This window comes from Leifsonia sp. 2TAF2 (assembly GCF_052115085.1).
Classification (GTDB): domain Bacteria; phylum Actinomycetota; class Actinomycetes; order Actinomycetales; family Microbacteriaceae; genus Leifsonia.
Map to the genome: position 1 here is coordinate 1066075 of NZ_JBFRFY010000001.1, position 18413 is coordinate 1084487.

Consider the following 18413-nt stretch of genomic DNA (forward strand, 5'->3'; position numbering starts at 1 on the left):
CGCCCCTACCGTAGAGGTCATGAACGGGGATGTGATGGGCGGTGGGGTCGTCGTCGCCATAGCGGCCGCCCTCTGGCTGGCCTATCTTGTCCCGGTGTGGCTGCGCCGCCGCGAATACCTGGCGACGGAGCGCAACGCCGTGCGGCTGCAGCAGACGCTGCGCATCCTCGCCGAGACCAGCGAGCTACCCGACGAGGTGCGCATGGAGGCGACCGCGCGCACGGTCGCCGAGCAGCAGCGCATCCTGCGCAGGTCCGAGCAGAAGACCCTGGCCGCCGCACGCGCAGAGGCCGCCGCTCACGCCCGCCGGGAGCAGGCCATCGCGGAGGAGCGCCGTCGCGCCGCCGAGGAGGCGGAGCGTGCGGCCGCGGAGGCGATCGCCATGGAGCGTGCTGCACGCGCGGCCGCGGCCCAGCGGGCTCGTGTCCTGGCGACCGCGACGGCCAAGCCCGCGCTGTCGCCGCAGCGCCGCAGGCGGCTTCGCCGGGCCCGCGGACTCTCGACCCTCGTGCTGGTGGCCGGACTGATCGGGCTCGTCTCCGGAACTGTCGTCCTCTTCGAGACCGGCGCCGCCCTGCTGGCGGTGGTCTCCGCCGGAGCGGTGGCGCTGTCCGGGTGGATGCTCGGGCGCCTGGCGCGCTCGCAGCAGCCCGTCGCCGCCGCTCAGCCTCTGGTTCGCACCTCGGTCGTCGCGCCGGAACTCTACGACCACGCCCAGCACGAGGTGCCGGTGCAGGAGCGCCTGCGTCAGAGCTGGACGCCCCGGCCGCTGCCGAAGCCGCTGCACCTGTCACCGGGGACTGTTGCGGCCGCCGCGATGGCGTCGGTGGATGCGGCGGCGGAACTGCGCCGGGCGGCCGCCCGCGCCGAGTTCGAGCGCAAGGCCGCAGAGGCCGAGGCGCCCGCGGCTGCGCCGGTGCCGTTGCGTCCCGTGGCGGTTGCGCCGGCCTCATCGGCCGCTGGTGTGGCTGCGCCGGTCGCCGTTGCTGCCGCTCCCGTGGCCGCTGTCGCCGCCGCCGCGCCCGTCCCGAGCCGCTACGCGAGCATGGGAATCCTGGACGACGCGGAGACCGGGAGCCTCGATCTGGATGCCGTCCTGCGTCGCCGCCGGGCCGCCAGCTGAGCGTCGCTCGATTTCGACTCGACCCGCGTGGGGTGCTAGTCTTTCTAAGCAGTTCCCGGGGCTATGGCGCAGTTGGTAGCGCGCTTCGTTCGCATCGAAGAGGTCAGGAGTTCGAATCTCCTTAGCTCCACCACCACCGGAAAGGCCGCCCGTTTCGGGCGGCCTTTTTCGTCTCTTGGGCGGTTGGCGCGCTCGCTCAGACGACGAGCAGCACGGCGAGCACGAGCATGAGTACCGCGATCCCGCCGTCGAGGATGCGCCAGGCGATCGGCTTGGCGAAGACCGGGGCGGCGAACCGGGCTCCGAATCCGAGAATGCTGAACCAAAGCAGGCTCGCCGTGGCTGCGCCCGCTCCGAACACCCAGCGGCCCGGGTCCCCGTGCGAGGCCGAGAGCGACCCGAGGAGCAGGACCGTGTCGAGGTACACGTGCGGGTTCAGCCAGGTGATCGCCAGGCAGGTGCCGATGGCCGCGGCGAGCGAGCCTGCGACGGTGCCGGACGTGGTCAGGGACTCAGGTCTAAGAGCCCGCCGCGCAGCGAAGACGGCGTAACCCATCAGGAACGCGAATCCGGCCCAGCGCACGATCTCGAGGGCCAGCGGCGCGCTCTTCACCAGGACGCCGATCCCCGCGACGCCCGCAGCGATCAGGATGGCGTCGCTGAGCACGCAGATCACCACGACCGGGAGCACGTGCTGGCGCCGGATTCCCTGACGCAGCACGAACGCGTTCTGCGCGCCGATGGCGATGATGAGGGAGGCGGCCGAGCCGAGGCCGGTGAAGAATGTTGCGAGCACCCTTCGACGCTAGGTCGTGGCTGGCCCTAAGTACAGCTCACGTTTCTTATGGTGGATTAGTGTGGCTTCATGGCCGCCAATGTGGAACAGCTCCGCACCCTCGCAGCCGTCGTCGACGGCGGTACCTTCGAGGCGGCCGCCGCCGTGCTCCACATCACGCCGTCGGCCGTCAGTCAGCGGATCAAAGCGCTGGAGGAGCAGAGTGGGCGCGTACTGGTCCGGCGCAGCAAGCCGGTGGAGCCCACCGAGGCCGGGAGCGTGCTGCTCCGGCTCGCGCGGCAGCTCACGCTGCTGGAGTCGGAGGCGGCGGCCGCCCTCGCCGGCGACGACGAGGTGGCCGCGACTCCCATCCCACTCGTCGTCAATGCGGACTCGTTCGCGACCTGGGTGCTCCCGGCCCTCGCGCGGTTGGAGGGCATCGCTTTCGAGATCGTCCTCGACGACCAGGAGCACACCCTCGATCGGCTGCGCGACGGGACGGCGATGGCGGCGATCGGATCGGATGCCGAACCCGTGCAGGGGTGCACCTCCCGGCCGCTCGGGTCCATGACCTACCGCGCCGTCGCCAGTCCCGCGTTCGTCCGCCGCTGGTCCCCGGACGGGTGGACGCAGCAGGCGGCGGCGTCAGCGCCCGTCTTGGTGTTCGACCGCAAGGACGCCCTGCAGGACCGCTACCTCGACGCCTTCGCCGCCGGTGCGCGGCCGCCCCGGCACCTCATTCCCGCATCCACTCAGTTCGTCGACGCTGCGGTGCTCGGGATCGGATGGGGGATGCTGCCCGACCTGCAGGCGGACGCGCTGGTCGCGCAGGGCGCACTGGTCGTGCTCGATCCTGAGCGCGTCGCGGAGGTGCCGCTGTACTGGCACCAGTGGTCGCTGCGGTCGGGCGCGTTGGATGCGGTCGCCGGCGCCATCGCGGAGGAGGCGGGCCGAGTGCTGCGTCCTACAGCGTCGCCAGCACCAGGTCGAGCGCGTCCACGAAGCGGTCAGCGCTCTCCCGAGTGATGCACAGCGGCGGCTTGATCTTCAGGACGTTCTTGTAGTCGCCGGTCGGCTGGACGATGCAGCCTTCGGCGAGCATCCGCTCGCACACCAGCGCAGCCTCGGATGTCGCGGGCGAGAGGGTCTCCCGGTCGAGCACCAGCTCCATCCCGAGATACAGCCCCATGCCGTGTACGGCGCCGACGAGGGGATGCCATTCGGCGAGCGCGCGCAGGCGCGCGGCCAGGTGATCGCCCACGACGGCCGCGTTCTGCTGCAGGCCCTCGTCGCGCATCACATCCAACACGGTGAGGCCGACCACGGCGGAGACCGGGCTTCCGCCCGCCGAGGAGAAGAAGCTGCCCTCGGCGGCGAACGACTCCGCGATCTCGCGACGTGTGATGACCGCGCCGAGCGGTTGGCCGTTGCCCATAGCCTTGGCGACGGTGATGACGTCCGGTACGACGCCCTGCTGCTCCGAGCCCCAGAAGTAGTGCCCGAGCCGGCCGTAGCCGACCTGCACTTCGTCGGCGATGCAGACGCCGCCGCGTGCCCGGATGCGCTCGTAAACCCCGGCCAGGTAACCGTCCGGAAGCATCAGCCCGCCCGCGTTGCCGAAGACCGGCTCGGCGATGTAGCCGGCGACCTCGGTGCCCGCCGCATCGAGGCGCGCGAGGTCGGCATCCAGATCGGCAAGGTACGCCGCGGCGGAATCCGGGCCGCGATGGATGCCGCGCAGCGAGTTCGGGGCCGCGACCAGCGTTACCCAATCGGGTCGCGTCTCGAGGGCCCGTGGGTTGTCACCGAGAGAAGAGGAGACGGCGTCCGAGGCCATTGTCCAGCCGTGGTACGCCTCAGTGACGGCGAGGATGGTGCGGCGACCGGTGTGGATCTGCGCCAGCCGGAGCGCCAGGTCGACCGCCTCGCTGCCGCTGTTGACGAGGAACACGGTGTCGAGCCCGTCCGGAGCGATCTCCGCCAGGCGCTCGGTGAAGCGCGACAACTCGTCGTAGTGGAAGCGGGAGTTCGTGTTGAGCCGCGCCCATTGATCGCGCACCGCCTCCACCAGTCGTGGGTGCCCGTGGCCGATCTGCGTGACGTTGTTGACCATGTCGATGTAGCTCTGCGCGCGCGTGTCGACGAGGTGATGGCGCCAGCCGCGCTCGATGAGCGGTGGATGCGCGAAATAGTGCTCCTGGACGGCGGCGAGGGTCGCATCCCGCCGGGCCAGCGCTTCGGCCTCATCCGGCGCGGTGACGGTGAGGTCGATCCCGAACAGGACGGATGGGTCGGGGGAGACGGCGGCCCAGCGGTCGAAGGGCAGTGGCGGCGTGACGAGCGCGGGAGGCCGCTGACCGCGCAGCGTGCTCAGCTGCGCGGTGAGGCGCACGGCGGTGCCGATCCGCTCGCCGACGGTGACAGTGGTCGTCGTGAGCGGCCGTGCCAGACCGTCGAGCCACAGGTCGATCCCCTCACCGCGGAGGAGCCAGGAGTCGGCGGCGAGCGCGAGCTCGCCGCCGAACGGAGCGGTGATGTCCACGCCCGTCGGCGCCTCGACGGTCACGGCGAGGGCGACCGTCGCCGAGGGGAGGGAGCGGTCGGGCCGTGCGCGCGTCAGCCGGGCTTCTCCGTAACGGGTGACGGCGTGGCTGTGTTCGCGGCAGATGCGGGCGAGCGTCGCGTCCTCGGCGTCGGAGCGGAGCCAGGCTCCGGCGTCGAGGTCGCGGGAGAGAACGGACAGGTCGGCGAGGTTCGCCGGAGTGCTGTCGAGGGAGACGAGGCGTCCGAACGGCGGCAGCGCGGTCGACGGGGTCGGCCGCGCGGCGAGCCGGGCGCGGATGAGTGTCTCCAGTTCATCCGCATCCAACCGGCGAGCGACGTCGAACGCGACCCACTCGTGCGCACGGTTCTCGGCGGCGTAGGCATTGTCGGCTTCGAGCGCGACCTGCTGCTCACCACTGACGACCAGCACGGCGCCGCGCAGGACCACCAGCGGCCAGAGGGCGGCGAGGTCGGCATCGTCGAGCGGCGCCTCGGCGTGGAAGGCGTCCACCACCTCCAGCACGGCGAGCGGATCGTCCGGAACGTGGTGGAGCGCGCTCGTGACCGTCGCGGCCAGTTCGGCGACCAGCCAGCCGTCGGCGACGTCGCCGAAGTCGATGACGCCCGGGCCGCCGTCACCGAGCACGATGTTGTCATCGGTGACGTCGCCGTGGACCGCCTGGATGCGCAGCCGCTCGCGCACGGGCTTCAGGCGGGCGAGCGCCGCATCCGTCGCCTCCCGGACGACGGCACGTTTGGCGGGCTGCTCTACGTGGTCGAGCAGCAGGTCGACCACCTCGCCGCTGATCCGCGCGTCCCACTGCGTCGTGCGGTCGAGCCCTGGATGCCGTAGCCCGGCGAGTCCGGCCGCCACCCGGCCCGCGAGGGTGCCGAGGGTGCGCAGCTGCTCCCGCGTCGGGCGGGCGACGTCGGTCAGCGGGTCTCCGTCGAGGTAACGGAGGACGCGCGCGTGCAGCGTGACGCCGCGCACATCGACCGCGACGAGCTCCTCGCCGCTCCGTGAATGGATGACGTCGGGGATGCGGATGCCGGAGCCGGCGAGGGCGGTGAGCGCCGCGTTCTGGGCCAGCAGCTCGTCGGTTGCGAACACCGGATTCGCCAGCTTGAGTACGTAGCGGTCGGTGCCCGTGTCGATGCGGAAGTTGCGGTCCTGATTGCTTCCCAGCTCAGTGACGGTGCCCTCGAGACCAAAATATGAGGCGGCAATCGACGCTGCGTCCTCCGGCGTGACCTCTGGTCGGGGCAGCGCGGGCTGGCTGAGGAAGTCGAAATTCGGCAACGGGGCTCCCAGGCTCGGCGGCGGACAGCGGTCAGTCTAATAAGCGGCCACGGACGCCGTGTCGAGGCCCCGTCGCATCTGTGGACAACCTGCCGATTGCGCATAACCCTCGGTATCAACACGGGTGCCGTCCAGGGAATGCTCGGGGGTCTCCGCGTAGCCTGGAGCCCGTGAAATCTTGGAGGACCGCGCTCGCCGCATTCGTCATCGACGCGGCCTTCGTGACCCTCTTCGTGCTGGTCGGCCGGCGCAGCCACGCCGAGGCGGCCACCGTGTCCGGCATCGCAGAGACGCTCTGGCCGTTCCTGGTCGGGCTGGTCGTCGGATGGCTGGTCACCTGGGCGTGGCGCCGTCCCCTCGCGATCGTCTGGGCCGGCATCCCCGTGTGGCTGATGACCGTCGCGGTCGGGATGCTGATCCGCACCTCCGCGGGCCAGGGCGTGCAGCCGTCGTTCATCGCGGTCGCCGCGGTCGTGCTGGGCGTGTTCCTCGTCGGGTGGCGCCTGGTCGCCCTTCCGATCGCGCGCCGGCGGCGGAGTGCGGAAGCGGCTCCTGCCGCGTTGGAGCGCCCGACCCGCTAGGCCGACCTCAGCCGATCGAGCTCAGCAGACCGACCTCACCCGACAGATTTCAGCCGACCGACCTCACCCGACGATGTGCAGTTCCCGGCTGGAGTTGTTCAGCCGGTGAGCGCCGTCCTCCGCAGCGACCACGATGTCCTCGATGCGGACGCCGAACCGGCCGGGCAGGTAGATCCCCGGTTCGATGGAGAAGCACATCCCGGCTTCGATGGGACGCTCTTCTCCCTCGACCAGGTACGGCGGTTCGTGCGTCGTCACGCCGATCCCGTGCCCGACCCGGTGGATGAAGAACTCGCCGTACCCGGCATCCCGGATGGCACGGCGCGCGGCTCGGTCGATCTCTTGGCACGGGACACCGACCGCGACCGCTTCGAACGCGATCTGCTGCGCGTGCTTGACGACTTCGAAGACCTCGTGCTCCTCATCGGTCGGTTCGCCGACGTGAACGGTGCGCGTGGTGTCGGAGCCGTAACCGTCGGCCAGACCGCCGAAGTCGAGCACCACCATGTCGCCGTCGGCGATCGTGCGCCCGCCCGGTTCGTGGTGGGGATCCGCTCCGTTGGGACCTGAGGCGACGATCGTGAAGTCGACCTGCGTGTGGCCGTGCTCGCGGAGCAGCCGGTCGAGTTCGGCCGCCAGGTCACGCTCGGTGCGCCCGGCGAACGGCAGCCGCAGGACGTCCTCGAAGGTGGCGTCGGCCGCGGCGCCCGCGGCGGCCAGCCGGTCCACCTCGTCCGCCGTCTTTACCGCCCGGAGGAGCGGAAGGGCGGTGGAAATCGCCGCGAAGCGTGCTGCCGGCAGCTTGTCCTGCAGGCCGAGAAGATGCATCGCCCACGTCGAGTCGGAGATGGCGTAGCGACCGTCCGGCCGGAGCAACCCGGCCGCAGGTACGTACTCGTCCTCGCCGTCCGCCCAGTCGATGAGCCGGATGGCGCCGGCAGCGCGGGTCTCGGCCGCCCCTCCGTGCTCCAGCGCAGGCACCAGCATGGTCGGCTCGCCGTCTGCCGGGATCACGAGCAGAGTGATGCGCTCGGTCGTCGCCACCGGCAGGTAGTCGGCGAAGTAGGCGAGGTCCGGACCGGGCGCGACCACGAGTCCGTCGAAGCCTGCCGCGTGCGCGTGGGTCGCCCCGCGCTGCAGGCGCTCGGCGAAGTGTCGCGCGGTGATCTCCCTCATGGTCGCTGCTCCCTCCGTGCCGCGGCTAATCCTCGACCGGCCCGAGCCAGGCGTTCGCCACCGTGTTGTGGGCGGACTCCGCATCCGACGGGTGGAAGAGGCCGGCCAGCACATCCCGATACAGGCGTCCGAGCTCGTTGCCCGCGAAGAAGGTCGAGCCGCCGGAGACGCGAATGGCCTGGTCGACCACGCGGCGGGCCGTCTCGGTGGCGCGGACCTTCAGGCCGACCAGCTTGGGGAACCACAGTCGCCCGTGATCGGCGAGCGCATCTACGTCGCCGGCCAGAGCATCCAGCTGAGGGAGTAAGGCGTCTTGTTCGATCGCCGCCTCGGCGACCCTCCACCGGATGTCCGGGTCGTTGGCGTAGCTCCGGCCCTCGTTCTTCAGGCTGGTGCGACGGTGAGCGGCCTCGACCGCGAGCTCCAGGGCTCGCTCACCGATGCCGGTGTACACCGCGGCGAGCAGAATCTCGAAGTTGGCGAAGATCGCGAACACGAGCGGGTCGGGGTTGGGGCCTGGGTCGAGCCGCCTCACGATGCGGTCGGCGGGCGACCGGGCTCCGTCGAGCACGGTCGTATTGCTCTGCGTCGCGCGCATCCCGAGCGTGTCCCAGTCCTCCCGGATCTCGAAGCCGCCGCCGGTGCGCTCGATGAAGCCGTACACGATCTTGGGCGCGTCGGGACTGGTGCTGTCGAGCCCCATCGTTCCCAGGCGCGTCCACGCGGGGGAGAGGGAGGTGAAGATCTTGCGGCCGTGGAAGCGGTACGACCCGTCGGGCTCCGGTCGGGCCTCGGTCGTGGAGCCGAACAGGACGAGGTCGTTGCCCGCCTCGCTCAGTCCGAAAGCGAAGACCTCGCCCGCACCCGCTTCACGGAGGACGAATTCGAGCGAATCGTCGCCGCGGTCGCGAAGGGTCTTCGCGATGCCGGTCCAGACCAGATGCATATTCACCGCGAGCGCGGTCGCCGGTGCGGCGCCCGCCAGCCGCACCTGGAGCCGGGCCGTCTGCTCCAGGCTCAGTCCGAGCCCACCGAACTCTGTGGGCACCAGTGCTTTCAGATAGCCGGCATCCGCCAGTTCGGCAAAGTCTTCCGTGAAGAAGCGGTTGTCGCGGTCGTAGCCCGCCGCACGCTCGCGGATGCGCGCCAGGAGATCATCGGTAAGCGGGTCAGCGGGTGCGGGGGTGGGGTGCTCGGTCACGATCCTCAGAGTAGGGGAGCGTGACCGAGCGCGGCAGTCCTCGGGCGCAGCTGTGGATAAGCGGCGCCTGTGGACGGATCACTGAGCGGTGTAGCCGCCGTCGACCAGGTGGTAGCTGCCCGTGATGAAGCTCGCGGCGTCGGAGGCGAGGAAGGCGACGAGCGCCGCGACCTCCTCCGGCTCACCGAGCCGGCCCAGAGCGTGCTTGCCCTCGAGGAAGGCCAGCGCGTCCGCATCCATGTTCGAAGCGACGAGCGGGGTGCGGATGAAGCCGGGGCCCACCGCGACCACGCGGACGCCCTTGCCGGCGTACTCCAGTGCCGCATTCTGCGTCAGGCCGAGCAACGCGTGCTTCGCCGTGACGTAGGCGGAGGAGTTCGCGAAGCCGACGCTTCCCAGAATGGAGGCCATGTTCACGATCGCGCCGCCGCCATTGGCGCCGATCGCGTCGAGCTGGGGCTGCATCCCGTAGAACACGGCGTTGAGGTTCACCTCGATGACCGCGCGCCAGGAATCGAGCGGATAGTCGCCGACCGGGGCGGAGGCGCCTCCGATGCCGGCGTTGTTGACCGCGATGCGCAGGGGCGCGAGTTCGTTCGCGGCGGCGACGCTGGCCTGCGCGAACTCCGGGTCGGTCACGTCGCCCGCGAGGGCCGCGGCGGTACCGCCGGCTGCCTCGATCTCGGCGACGACCGCCTTCGCGTTCGCCTCGTTCAGGTCGGTGACGAGGACAGAAGCACCGCTCGCCGCGAGGGTCAGGGCGATGGCGCGGCCGATACCCGAGCCGCCTCCGGTCACGATGGCGGACCGTTCGGCGACGTCGTACTGAGCCATGGGAAAACTCCTTTCGTTATCCGACACCTGTCGGATAACTCCATTGTACGATCGTTCGGTGGACGCACGCCAACAGAAGACGCTCACCCGGCTGAGCGCCACGATCCTCGACCTCGCCTCGCGGATGCCGGTCACCGACGTGACCGTGTCCGCGCTCGCGGCGGCGGCCGGAGTCCACCGTTCGACCGTCTACGAGTACGCCTCCTCACCGGCCGACCTGCTGGAACGCGTGCTGCGCGCCGAGCTCGATGCGCTGCGTGCGGAGCACCTCATCGACGTGGAGCCGCCGGACGCGGCCGCCGCCGTCGTCGCCGTCACGCGCGCTGTCCTCCGGCACGTCGACCACTACGACGTCATCTACCGGCGCGGCCTCGGGGCCGAGAGCGGAACGGCCAGCCTCCACGCGATGCTCAGCGAGCACTTCCAGGGGTCCATAAATCTGCTGCTGGAGCAGCACAGCGTGGTCGTGCCAGCCCGCGACGAGATCGAGCGCGAGGCGATCTCGCGGTACCTCGCCGACGGCACCATCGGGGCGATCGACGCGTGGCTCACCCGGCCGCGCCCACGGGACGTGGATGCGTTCCTCTCGTTGGTGCGGCGGCTCACGCCGGCATGGTGGCCCGGGACCGGCGGGGTCGAGGTCGGGGTGGACGCAGCCGGGCTGGAGGCAGCCGGGCCGGCTGCCGGGGTCGGCACGGTAGGCACGGTCGGCGCGGCCTAGGCTGGGAGCATGGAACAGCGCATCCTCGGTGGGACCGGTCGGGAGGTGTCGGTCGTCGGACTCGGCACCTGGCAGCTCGGAGCGGACTGGGGCGACGTCTCGGAAGAGGACGCGCTCGGCGTGCTCGAAGCGGCCGCCGAGTCCGGAGTCACCTTCTTCGACACGGCCGATGTGTACGGCGACGGGCGCAGCGAGCAGATCATCGGGCGATTCGTGACCGAGCATCCTGAACTGCCCCTGACCGTCGCCACCAAGATGGGACGGCGCGAGGCGCAGGACCCGGCGAACTTCACGCTCGAGAAGTTCCGCGAGTGGACCGACCGCTCCCGTCGGAACCTCGGCGTCGACCGGCTCGACCTCGTGCAGCTGCACTGCCCACCCACGCCCGTGTTCTCGACGGATGTGGTCTACGACGCCCTCGACACGCTCGTCGAGGAGGGCGCGATCGAGAACTACGGCGTCAGCGTGGAAACGGCGGAGGAGGCCCTCGCCGCGATCGCCCGGCCGGGAACGGCGACCGTGCAGATCATCCTGAACGCGTTCCGCCTGAAGCCGCTTGACCGGGTGCTCCCCGCGGCGCGAGAGGCCGGCGTCGGCATCATCGCCCGTGTGCCGCTCGCTTCCGGGCTGCTGACCGGCCGCTACACCGAGCAGACGACGTTTGCGGCGGACGATCACCGCAGCTACAACCGCCACGGCGAAGCGTTCGATGTGGGCGAGACCTTCTCGGGCGTGGACTTCGCCGAGGGTGTGAAGGCGGCGCGCGAGTTCGCTGATTTGGTCCCGGAAGGTGCGACGCCCGCGCAGGCCGCGATCGCCTGGATCGTCGCCCAAGACGGCGTCACCACGGTCATCCCGGGTGCGCGCTCGCCGGAGCAGGCGCGAGCGAATGCTGCCGCCGCATCCGTCCGCCTTCCCGACACCTTCGACGCCGGAGTCCACCGCATCTACGACGCCCACTTCCGCGCCGCCGTCCACCCCCGCTGGTAGCGCTCGCTTCTCAGGGCGCGCGAGGTGCTCGCAGTTGCGGGTGACACACCGTCGGCCGCAACAACTACGAGCACCTCACGTCTCCGACATGCGGATGCGCGAGAGAAGAAGGTGCTGGACGCGCGAGATCAAGGTCTCGCGGTCGTGCAAGTCGGCGGCGGTGATCCGCACCATCCGCCAGCCCAAGTCCTCGACCTCTTCTCGTCGCGAGATATCTCTCCGCCACGTCGCGCGGTCGATGCGGTGGATGTCGCCCTCGTACTCCAGGGCGATCCGAGCGTCGACGTAGGCGAGGTCGACACGAGCGATGAACCGCCCCGATCGGTCGACGATCCGGTGATTCAGCGTCGGTTCCGGGAACCCTGCGTCGCCCAGGAGGAGACGCAATCGAGTCTCACCTGGCGACTCCGCCCCGCAGCGGACGTGCTCGAGCGCGCGCCGTGCGCGGGCGGCGCCTCGGCGGCCTGCGGAGTCCGCCACCGCGGGCGAAAGCAGCTCGAACGTGGTGAGCGGCTCCCGCCCTCCGGCGAGGAAATCGCCGGCGACGATCAGGTCTTCGTCCTCGAGGAGCGTCGCGAGGTCGAGCCAGGTCTGTTCTGGACGGGTGACCGGCAACCCGCGAACCTCGGCCGTCTGCCAGCGCGTGAGCTTGTGGCCGACGAATCCCCGAACGACGGGCGCCCGACAGGAGCCCGGCACGCTGACGTGGATGTCCGCTGCGCACCAGGAGGGCAGCGGCACTCCATAAAGCTCGGCGGCGGTCGTATGGCTGAACGCGAAATCGACGGCGCGATGGACGGCGAACGCCCTCAGCCGAGCGTCTGCGCCGTCGGATTCCTGGAGGATCCGCATCCCTCGGAACGGAGCGACCAGGGTGCGCGAACGGAGATGGGCGCGCGAGAGACCCTGCTGGAGGGCGTCCTCCGTTGTGAACGGTGTGCTCGGTGAACGGTGATCCATCGGAACACCCTGCCACCGACCTCGCTTTCCCGCAGCGAACTATCCACAGACCTCCGCGAGGTGCTCGTAGTTGCGCTTGCGCCCGGCGTGTCGGGCGCAACTACGAGCACCTCACAGAATGAGGGGAGGGGGGAACCGCGCGGGAAGACGGGGGCCGGTCAGGAGGGCTGGACCGGGACGGGTTCCGTGTCGGGGATGGGGGATGCGTCGCGGCCGCGGAGGTCGGGGTGGATGCGGTGCGCGAGGGCGGGGACCACGAAGCCGACCGCGGCGAAGGCCCCGGCGACCCAGAAGGCTCCGACCGGTCCGACACCGTCGATGAGGAACCCCGCGAGCGCCGACCCGAGGGCTGCGCCGATGAGCTGGCCGGTGCCGACCCAGCCGTACGCCTCGGCCGTGTCCGAGAACTTCACGCTTGCCGACACGATGGCGAACAGCACGGCCAGGGCGGGCGCGATGCCCACACCCGCGATCAGGAGCGTGAGCGACAGGCCCCACCAGGACCAGAGCATGAAGGACGACAGCACGACGCCGATGAACACGATCAGCATTCGGCGCGCGGTCGCCCACGGCCCGATCGGGATGTGGCCGAACGCCAGGCCGCCGACCAGCGACCCGAGCGACCAGATGGCGAGCACGATGCCGGCGAGGGGCGAACCGTCGCCGAACGTCGCGACGACGCCCGCCTCGACCGCGGAGCACGAGCCGATGAGCAGGAACCCGACGACCGTCGCGAGCAGCACGGGCGGCCGCGCCAGCACCGTCCCGAACCGCCGCTTGCTGCGCGGGATGCGCACCCGCCCCACCTCCGGGGAGGAGATGAACCAGCAGCCGCCGGCCAGCATGATGGCGACCGACATGAGGATGCCCTCGACCGTGCCGAGCTGGGTCGAGACGAACGTGATCGCGACGGGCCCGGCGATCCAGATGATCTCCTGGGCCGACGCATCGAGCGAGAACAGCGGGGTGAGCTGCCGCGAGTTCACCATCTTGGGGTAGATCGTGCGCACGGCCGGCTGGATGGGCGGCATGCTGAGGCCCGCGAAGAAGGCGACGCCCATGGTCAGCGGGATGGGCATCACGAAGATGCCGATCGCCGCGACGGCCGCGGAGCAGAACCCGAGGGTCGTCCAGAGCACGACGCGCATCCCGAGCACGCCCATGAGCCGGCTGGTCATCGGGCCCGCGATCGCCTGACCGATGCTCATCGCGCCGAGCACCAGTCCCGCCGCACCGTAGGAGTCGTGGACCCGCTCGATGTGGAGGAGGAAGGCGAGCGAGAGCATCCCGAACGGGAAGCGCGCGGTGAGCTGAGCCGCGATGATGCGGGCGACGCCCGGCGTCTTCAGGAGGCTCGAATAGGTGCTCACAGCCATCCACACTATCGGTCCGGGGAGCGGTTTCGGCGAGTCTCCACAGGGCGCTATCCCCACTTCGCGGGGTGTGGAAACTGTGCATAAGTTCTCCCCACCTGTGGACGACACGCCCACTAGATGTGGGGGAATGGAAATGTCGGACCCCCGCTATATAGTGGTCGAGCACACAGAGCCGGTCAGCCTTCCCACGATGCGAGAGGGCACGGTTCGGCGGGGATTTCAGCCGCTCAGGCGGCACATCGAAGAGGGAGAGACAGTGGGTATCACAGTCGTGAAGCGGAACGGCGAGCGGGAGCCGTACGACGCCAACAAGATCAACCTGGCCATCGAGAACGCGGCCCAGGGTCTGGACGACAACATCACGTGGGTGACGCAGATCGCGAGCGAGCTCGAGCTCACTCTGTTCGACGGCATCACCACGCAGCAGCTCGACGAGGCGGTCATCCAGGTCGCCCTCCAGAACGTCAAGGACGACCCCGCGTTCGACACCGTCGCCGCACGCCTCCTCCTCAAGACGATCTACAAGCGCGTCCTCGGCGACTACGAGAGCCACGACGAGCTCGTCGAGCTCCACACCTCCCGCTTCCGTGGCTACATCGAGCGCGGTGTCTCCGAGACGCTCCTCGACGGCCGCTTCACCACCGCTTTCGACCTCGACCGCCTCGCGGGGTACCTCGACCCGTCGCGCGACGAGCTCCTGAAGTACATCGGCGTCGTCACCCTCAACAACCGCTACGGCATCAAGGCGCGCAACGGCGACTCGCTCGAGGTCCCGCAGTTCTTCTGGATGCGCATCGCGATGGGCCTCTCCCTCAACGAGGCCGACCCCACCAGCCACGCGATCGCGTTCTACGACAAGATGTCGAAGCTCGAGTACCTGGCCGCCGGATCCACCCTGGTCAACGCCGGCACGGCGTACCCGCAGCTCTCCAACTGCTTCGTCATGGAGATGCAGGATGACATCGAGCACATCGCGAAGAGCGTGCGCGACGTCATGTGGCTGACCAAGGGCACCGGCGGCATCGGCCTCGCGGTCACGAAGCTCCGTGCGCAGGGCTCGCCCATCCGCTCGAACAACACCACCTCGACGGGTCCCATCCCGTTCATGCACACGATCGACTCGGTGCTGCGCGCGGTCAGCCGCGGCGGCAAGAAGTTCGGCGCCCTCTGCTTCTACATGGAGAACTGGCACATGGACTTCCCGGAGTTCCTGGACCTGCGCCAGAACTCGGGCGACCCGTACCGCCGCACCCGCACGGCGAACACCGCCGTGTGGATCAGCGATGAGTTCATGAAGCGCGTCCAGAACGACGAGGACTGGTACCTCTTCGACCCGCTGGAGGTCGGCGACCTCAACGAGCTGTACGGCAAGGCGTTCTCCGAGCGCTACGCCCACTACGTCGCCGAGGCCGAGGCCGGCAACCTGCGGATGTTCAAGAAGATCAGCGCCCGCGCGCAGTTCAAGGACATCCTGATGAGCCTCCAGACCACCAGCCACCCGTGGCTGACCTGGAAGGACACGATCAACAACCGTGCCCTCAACAACAACACCGGCACCATCCACCTCTCCAACCTGTGCACCGAGATCACGCTGCCGCAGGACCGCGACAACGTATCGGTCTGCAACCTGGCGTCGATCAACCTCTCGCGCCACCTGATCGACGGGAAGATGGACTGGGAGCGCATCGAGGCGAGCGCACGCCAGGCGGTGCGCCAGCTCGACAACCTGATCGACATCACCGTGTCGAGCGTCGACGAGGCCGACTTCTCCAACCAGCAGAACCGCGCGATCGGCCTCGGCGTGATGGGCTTCACCGACATCGTCGAGCGCCTCGGCATCAGCTACGAGAGCGAGGAGGCGTACGCCCTGATCGACGAGATCATGGAGCACGTCTCGTACGCGGCCATCGACGAGAGCGCCGACCTGGCGCAGGAGCGCGGCGCGTACCCGAACTTCGAGGGGTCGCGCTGGTCGAAGGGTCTCGTGCCCTACGACTCGATCGCCCTCACCGAGGCCGACCGCGGCGTCCCGATCACGGTCGACCGCACCATCCGCCTCGACTGGGACCGCCTGCGCGAGAAGGTCAAGGGCGGGATGCGCAACGCGACCCTCATGGCCATCGCGCCGACCGCGTCCATCGGTCTCGTCGCGGGCACCACGCCCGGCTTCGACCCGCAGTTCTCGCAGATCTTCAGCCGGGCGACCTCCTCGGGCAAGTTCCTCGAGGTCAACCGCAACCTGGTCGAGGCGCTGCAGGAGCGGGGCCTCTGGCAGGACGTCCGTGAGGCGATCCTGCGCTCGCAGGGCGACATCCAGAACATCGCCGAGATCCCGGACGAGGTGAAGGCGACCTTCAAGACGAGCTTCCAGCTCTCGCCGTACTCCTTCATCGAGGTCGCGGCCCGTGCGCAGAAGTGGATCGACCAGGCGATCAGCCGGAACATGTACCTCGAGACGCGCGACCTCGGCGACATGATGGACATCTACTACGCGGCGTGGGAGAAGGGCGTCAAGACGACGTACTACCTCCACATGAAGCCGCGTCACCAGGCCGAGCAGTCCACCGTCAAGGTGAACAAGGCGGAGGAGATCTCGGGCGGCCGTAAGGGCTTCGCCACCGTCGGCGCCGGCACGCCCGCCGCCGCTCCGGCCATCACCGAAACTGCTCCGGCGCCGGCCCCCGCACGTCGTGGCTTCGGCTTCGGCGGCCTGTCCTCCACCAGCACCACGTCGGGTGGTGAGAACAAGTGAACAGCACCAAGATCGAGGAATACTACGTGCCGGTCGACCCGATGGACGACCTGCAGTGCGAGTCCTGCCAGTAGTCCTGGCCACCACCGCATCCGGCCGTAGAAGCAACGAGGAGAGAACAACGATGGGGATTCTGGGAACAGGAATCGAAGAGGGCCTGCTGCTCAAGCCCGTGAAGTACCAGTGGGCGATGGACCTCTACGACCAGGCTGTCGCGAACACCTGGTTCCCGAACGAGATCCAGCTCGGCGAGGACATCGCCGACTTCAAGCGGATGACCGACGAGGAACGCCACGCGGTCACCTTCCTGATGAGCTACTTCAACCCGAACGAGCTGCTGGTCAACAAGGCCCTCGCCTTCGGCGTCTACCCGTACATCAACGCGGCTGAGGCGCACCTCTACCTCGCCAAGCAGATGTGGGAGGAGGCGAACCACTGCATGTCGTTCGAGTACGTCCTCGAGACGTTCCCGATCGACCGCGGGCAGGCCTACAACTCCCACGTCGACGTGCCGTCGATGGCGAAGAAGGAGGAGTTCGAGGTCGCTTTCATCAAGCGGATGACCGAGCAGACCCTCGACATCACGACGACCGAGGGCAAGCAGGACTTTATCCGCAACCTGGTGGCGTACAACGTCATCCTCGAGGGGATCTGGTTCTACTCGGGCTTCATGGTCGCGCTGTCGTTCCGCCAGCGGAACCTGCTGCGCAACTTCGGATCGCTGATCGACTGGGTGGTGCGCGACGAGTCGCTGCACCTCAAGTTCGGTATCAACCTCATCCTCACCGTGCTGGAGGAGAACCCGGAGCTGCAGACGCCGGAGTTCGCCAACGAGATCCGTCAGATGATCCTGGATGCCGTGGAGATGGAGGAGCAGTACAACCGCGACCTCCTTCCCGGCGGGATCCTGGGCCTCAACGCCAACTACATCAACCAGTACGTGAAGTACCTGGCGGACCGCCGCCTGGAGGAGCTGGGCTTCGAGGCCGAGTACAAGGTGTCGAACCCGGCCAAGTGGATGGCGACCGCGAACGACACGCTGGAGCTGGTGAACTTCTTCGAAGCCACCAACACCTCCTACGAGTCGAACGCCAAGGCATCCACCGGACGCTGAAACTCCAACGGACGCTGAATATGACCACGGAGCCCCCTCCGCTGATCACCGCCGCCGCGCTGGACGTCGCTCTCGGGGCTGAATCCCTGTGGAGCGGCGCCGGCCGGCGGCGTTCGTCGTGGCGCGTGCTCGACGTGCGCTGGAAGCTGGGCGGGCCGCCAGGCCGCGAGGAGTACGAGCGCGGTCACATCCCCGGCGCGGTATATGTCGATCTCGAGAGCGAGCTCGCCGGGCACGGCGCGCCGACGGACGGCCGCCATCCGCTGCCGACGGAGGCCGACTTCCAGGAGGCCGCACGACGGTGGGGGCTCAGCGACGGCGACGCCGTCGTGGTCTACGACGACGTCTCCGGCACCTCCGCAGCCCGGGCCTGGTGGCTGCTGCGGCACGCGGGCGTCAGCGACGTCCGAGTTCTCGACGGCGGCTTCGCCGCCTGGCGCGAGGCGGGAATGCCGGTCGAAACCGGCGCTGTGCTGACCGCTCCCGGCACTATCAACGTGCACTTCGGCGCACTCCCGACCCTCGACGCCGACGGCGCGGAGGCCCTCGCCTCGGCGCGCGACGGCGTGCTGCTCGACGCCCGCGCGGGCGAACGGTTCCGCGGCGAAGTGGAGCCCGTGGATCCGCGCCCCGGCCACATCCCCGGAGCGGTCAGTGCACCGACGACCGAGAACGTCGGGGAGGACGGCCGCATGCTTCCGGCGGAGACGCTCGCCGCGCGATTCGCCGCTCTCGGCATCCACGGCGACACGCCCGTCGGCGTCTACTGCGGTTCCGGCGTCACAGCGGCCCACGAAGCGCTCGCGCTGGTCGTCGCCGGTCTTCCGCTTCCGTCGCTCTACGTGGGGTCGTACTCCGCGTGGTCGAACGACCCCGAGCGGCCCATCGCCACAGGCCCATCGCGACAAGGGGACTGACAGCCCGCGTTTCCGTGCCTGATCACGCACGATTCGGAGGATTCCGACG

At 69.4% G+C, this 18413-nt stretch carries 15 protein-coding genes and 1 tRNA gene; 9 read left to right on the forward strand and 7 right to left on the reverse strand.

Annotated features, from left to right (window positions below; all coding sequences use genetic code 11):
• The first annotated feature begins 19 nt into the window (after positions 1 to 19).
• Positions 20 to 1123, forward strand: coding sequence for a hypothetical protein (locus AB4Z18_RS05150; RefSeq protein WP_441781619.1), 1104 nt, complete (start codon positions 20 to 22; stop codon positions 1121 to 1123).
• Positions 1124 to 1180: 57 nt separating this feature from the next.
• Positions 1181 to 1256 (forward strand) — tRNA-Ala (locus AB4Z18_RS05155).
• A 63-nt stretch (positions 1257 to 1319) separates the two neighbouring features.
• On the opposite strand, the gene AB4Z18_RS05160 is transcribed toward AB4Z18_RS05155, so the two are convergent.
• Complete coding sequence (locus AB4Z18_RS05160; RefSeq protein ID WP_441781620.1) at positions 1320 to 1919, reverse strand: LysE/ArgO family amino acid transporter; 600 nt, start codon at positions 1917 to 1919, stop codon at positions 1320 to 1322.
• Positions 1920 to 1988: 69 nt separating this feature from the next.
• Here AB4Z18_RS05160 and AB4Z18_RS05165 point away from each other — a divergent pair, with 69 nt between their 5' ends.
• On the forward strand, positions 1989 to 2924 hold the full coding sequence (locus AB4Z18_RS05165) for a LysR family transcriptional regulator ArgP (protein WP_441781621.1): 936 nt from the start codon (positions 1989 to 1991) through the stop codon (positions 2922 to 2924).
• Here AB4Z18_RS05165 and AB4Z18_RS05170 read toward each other — a convergent pair.
• Entirely contained in the window at positions 2863 to 5742 is a 2880-nt protein-coding gene (locus AB4Z18_RS05170) for an aminotransferase (protein WP_441781622.1), read from the reverse strand. The two genes, AB4Z18_RS05165 and AB4Z18_RS05170, sit on opposite strands and share 62 nt — an antisense overlap.
• A gap of 170 nt (positions 5743 to 5912) precedes the next feature.
• Between AB4Z18_RS05170 and AB4Z18_RS05175 the strand changes: the two genes are divergently transcribed.
• Positions 5913 to 6323 carry a DUF3054 domain-containing protein gene (locus tag AB4Z18_RS05175; RefSeq protein WP_441781623.1) on the forward strand — a complete coding sequence of 137 codons (411 nt, stop codon included), beginning with the start codon at positions 5913 to 5915 and terminating at the stop codon, positions 6321 to 6323.
• Between the two features lie 63 nt (positions 6324 to 6386).
• On the opposite strand, the gene AB4Z18_RS05180 is transcribed toward AB4Z18_RS05175, so the two are convergent.
• From AB4Z18_RS05180 to AB4Z18_RS05190, 3 genes are all read right to left on the reverse strand, one after another.
• The gene (locus AB4Z18_RS05180; protein ID WP_441781624.1) at positions 6387 to 7499 is read right to left on the reverse strand and encodes an aminopeptidase P family protein; all 1113 of its coding nucleotides are present in this window, start codon (positions 7497 to 7499) and stop codon (positions 6387 to 6389) included.
• A gap of 25 nt (positions 7500 to 7524) precedes the next feature.
• Positions 7525 to 8700 (reverse strand): acyl-CoA dehydrogenase family protein, encoded by a 1176-nt coding sequence (locus AB4Z18_RS05185; RefSeq protein ID WP_441781625.1) that lies wholly within the window; start codon positions 8698 to 8700, stop codon positions 7525 to 7527.
• 78 nt (positions 8701 to 8778) lie between these two features.
• The gene (locus tag AB4Z18_RS05190; RefSeq protein WP_441781626.1) at positions 8779 to 9534 is read right to left on the reverse strand and encodes an SDR family NAD(P)-dependent oxidoreductase; all 756 of its coding nucleotides are present in this window, start codon (positions 9532 to 9534) and stop codon (positions 8779 to 8781) included.
• Positions 9535 to 9592: 58 nt separating this feature from the next.
• On the opposite strand from AB4Z18_RS05190, the gene AB4Z18_RS05195 reads away from it, so the two are divergent.
• Positions 9593 to 10255: a TetR/AcrR family transcriptional regulator gene (locus AB4Z18_RS05195; RefSeq protein WP_441781627.1), complete on the forward strand. Its 663-nt coding sequence runs from the start codon at positions 9593 to 9595 to the stop codon at positions 10253 to 10255.
• Between the two features lie 9 nt (positions 10256 to 10264).
• The gene (locus tag AB4Z18_RS05200; RefSeq protein ID WP_441781628.1) at positions 10265 to 11245 is read left to right on the forward strand and encodes an aldo/keto reductase; all 981 of its coding nucleotides are present in this window, start codon (positions 10265 to 10267) and stop codon (positions 11243 to 11245) included.
• A gap of 75 nt (positions 11246 to 11320) precedes the next feature.
• On the opposite strand, the gene AB4Z18_RS05205 is transcribed toward AB4Z18_RS05200, so the two are convergent.
• Both AB4Z18_RS05205 and AB4Z18_RS05210 read right to left on the reverse strand, forming a co-directional pair.
• Positions 11321 to 12205, reverse strand: coding sequence for a hypothetical protein (locus AB4Z18_RS05205; protein WP_441781629.1), 885 nt, complete (start codon positions 12203 to 12205; stop codon positions 11321 to 11323).
• 158 nt (positions 12206 to 12363) lie between these two features.
• The gene (locus AB4Z18_RS05210; RefSeq protein WP_441782974.1) at positions 12364 to 13575 is read right to left on the reverse strand and encodes an MFS transporter; all 1212 of its coding nucleotides are present in this window, start codon (positions 13573 to 13575) and stop codon (positions 12364 to 12366) included.
• A 262-nt stretch (positions 13576 to 13837) separates the two neighbouring features.
• On the opposite strand from AB4Z18_RS05210, the gene AB4Z18_RS05215 reads away from it, so the two are divergent.
• From AB4Z18_RS05215 to AB4Z18_RS05225, 3 genes are all read left to right on the forward strand, one after another.
• Positions 13838 to 16333, forward strand: coding sequence for a ribonucleoside-diphosphate reductase subunit alpha (locus AB4Z18_RS05215; RefSeq protein WP_441781630.1), 2496 nt, complete (start codon positions 13838 to 13840; stop codon positions 16331 to 16333).
• A gap of 124 nt (positions 16334 to 16457) precedes the next feature.
• Positions 16458 to 17447, forward strand: a complete 990-nt coding sequence (locus AB4Z18_RS05220; protein WP_441781631.1) for a ribonucleotide-diphosphate reductase subunit beta — start codon at positions 16458 to 16460, stop codon at positions 17445 to 17447.
• Positions 17448 to 17467: 20 nt separating this feature from the next.
• Positions 17468 to 18364 (forward strand): sulfurtransferase, encoded by an 897-nt coding sequence (locus AB4Z18_RS05225; protein WP_441781632.1) that lies wholly within the window; start codon positions 17468 to 17470, stop codon positions 18362 to 18364.
• The last annotated feature ends 49 nt before the right edge of the window (positions 18365 to 18413 follow it).

Coding starts and splice junctions, on each gene's coding strand:
- AB4Z18_RS05150 (WP_441781619.1), top strand. CDS start 20: ATGAACGGGGATGTGATGGGCGGTGGGGTCGTCGTCGCCATAGCGGCC.
- AB4Z18_RS05165 (WP_441781621.1), top strand. CDS start 1,989: ATGGCCGCCAATGTGGAACAGCTCCGCACCCTCGCAGCCGTCGTCGAC.
- AB4Z18_RS05180 (WP_441781624.1), bottom strand. CDS start 7,499: ATGAGGGAGATCACCGCGCGACACTTCGCCGAGCGCCTGCAGCGCGGG.
- AB4Z18_RS05190 (WP_441781626.1), bottom strand. CDS start 9,534: ATGGCTCAGTACGACGTCGCCGAACGGTCCGCCATCGTGACCGGAGGC.
- AB4Z18_RS05200 (WP_441781628.1), top strand. CDS start 10,265: ATGGAACAGCGCATCCTCGGTGGGACCGGTCGGGAGGTGTCGGTCGTC.
- AB4Z18_RS05205 (WP_441781629.1), bottom strand. CDS start 12,205: ATGGATCACCGTTCACCGAGCACACCGTTCACAACGGAGGACGCCCTC.
- AB4Z18_RS05220 (WP_441781631.1), top strand. CDS start 16,458: ATGGGGATTCTGGGAACAGGAATCGAAGAGGGCCTGCTGCTCAAGCCC.
- AB4Z18_RS05225 (WP_441781632.1), top strand. CDS start 17,468: ATGACCACGGAGCCCCCTCCGCTGATCACCGCCGCCGCGCTGGACGTC.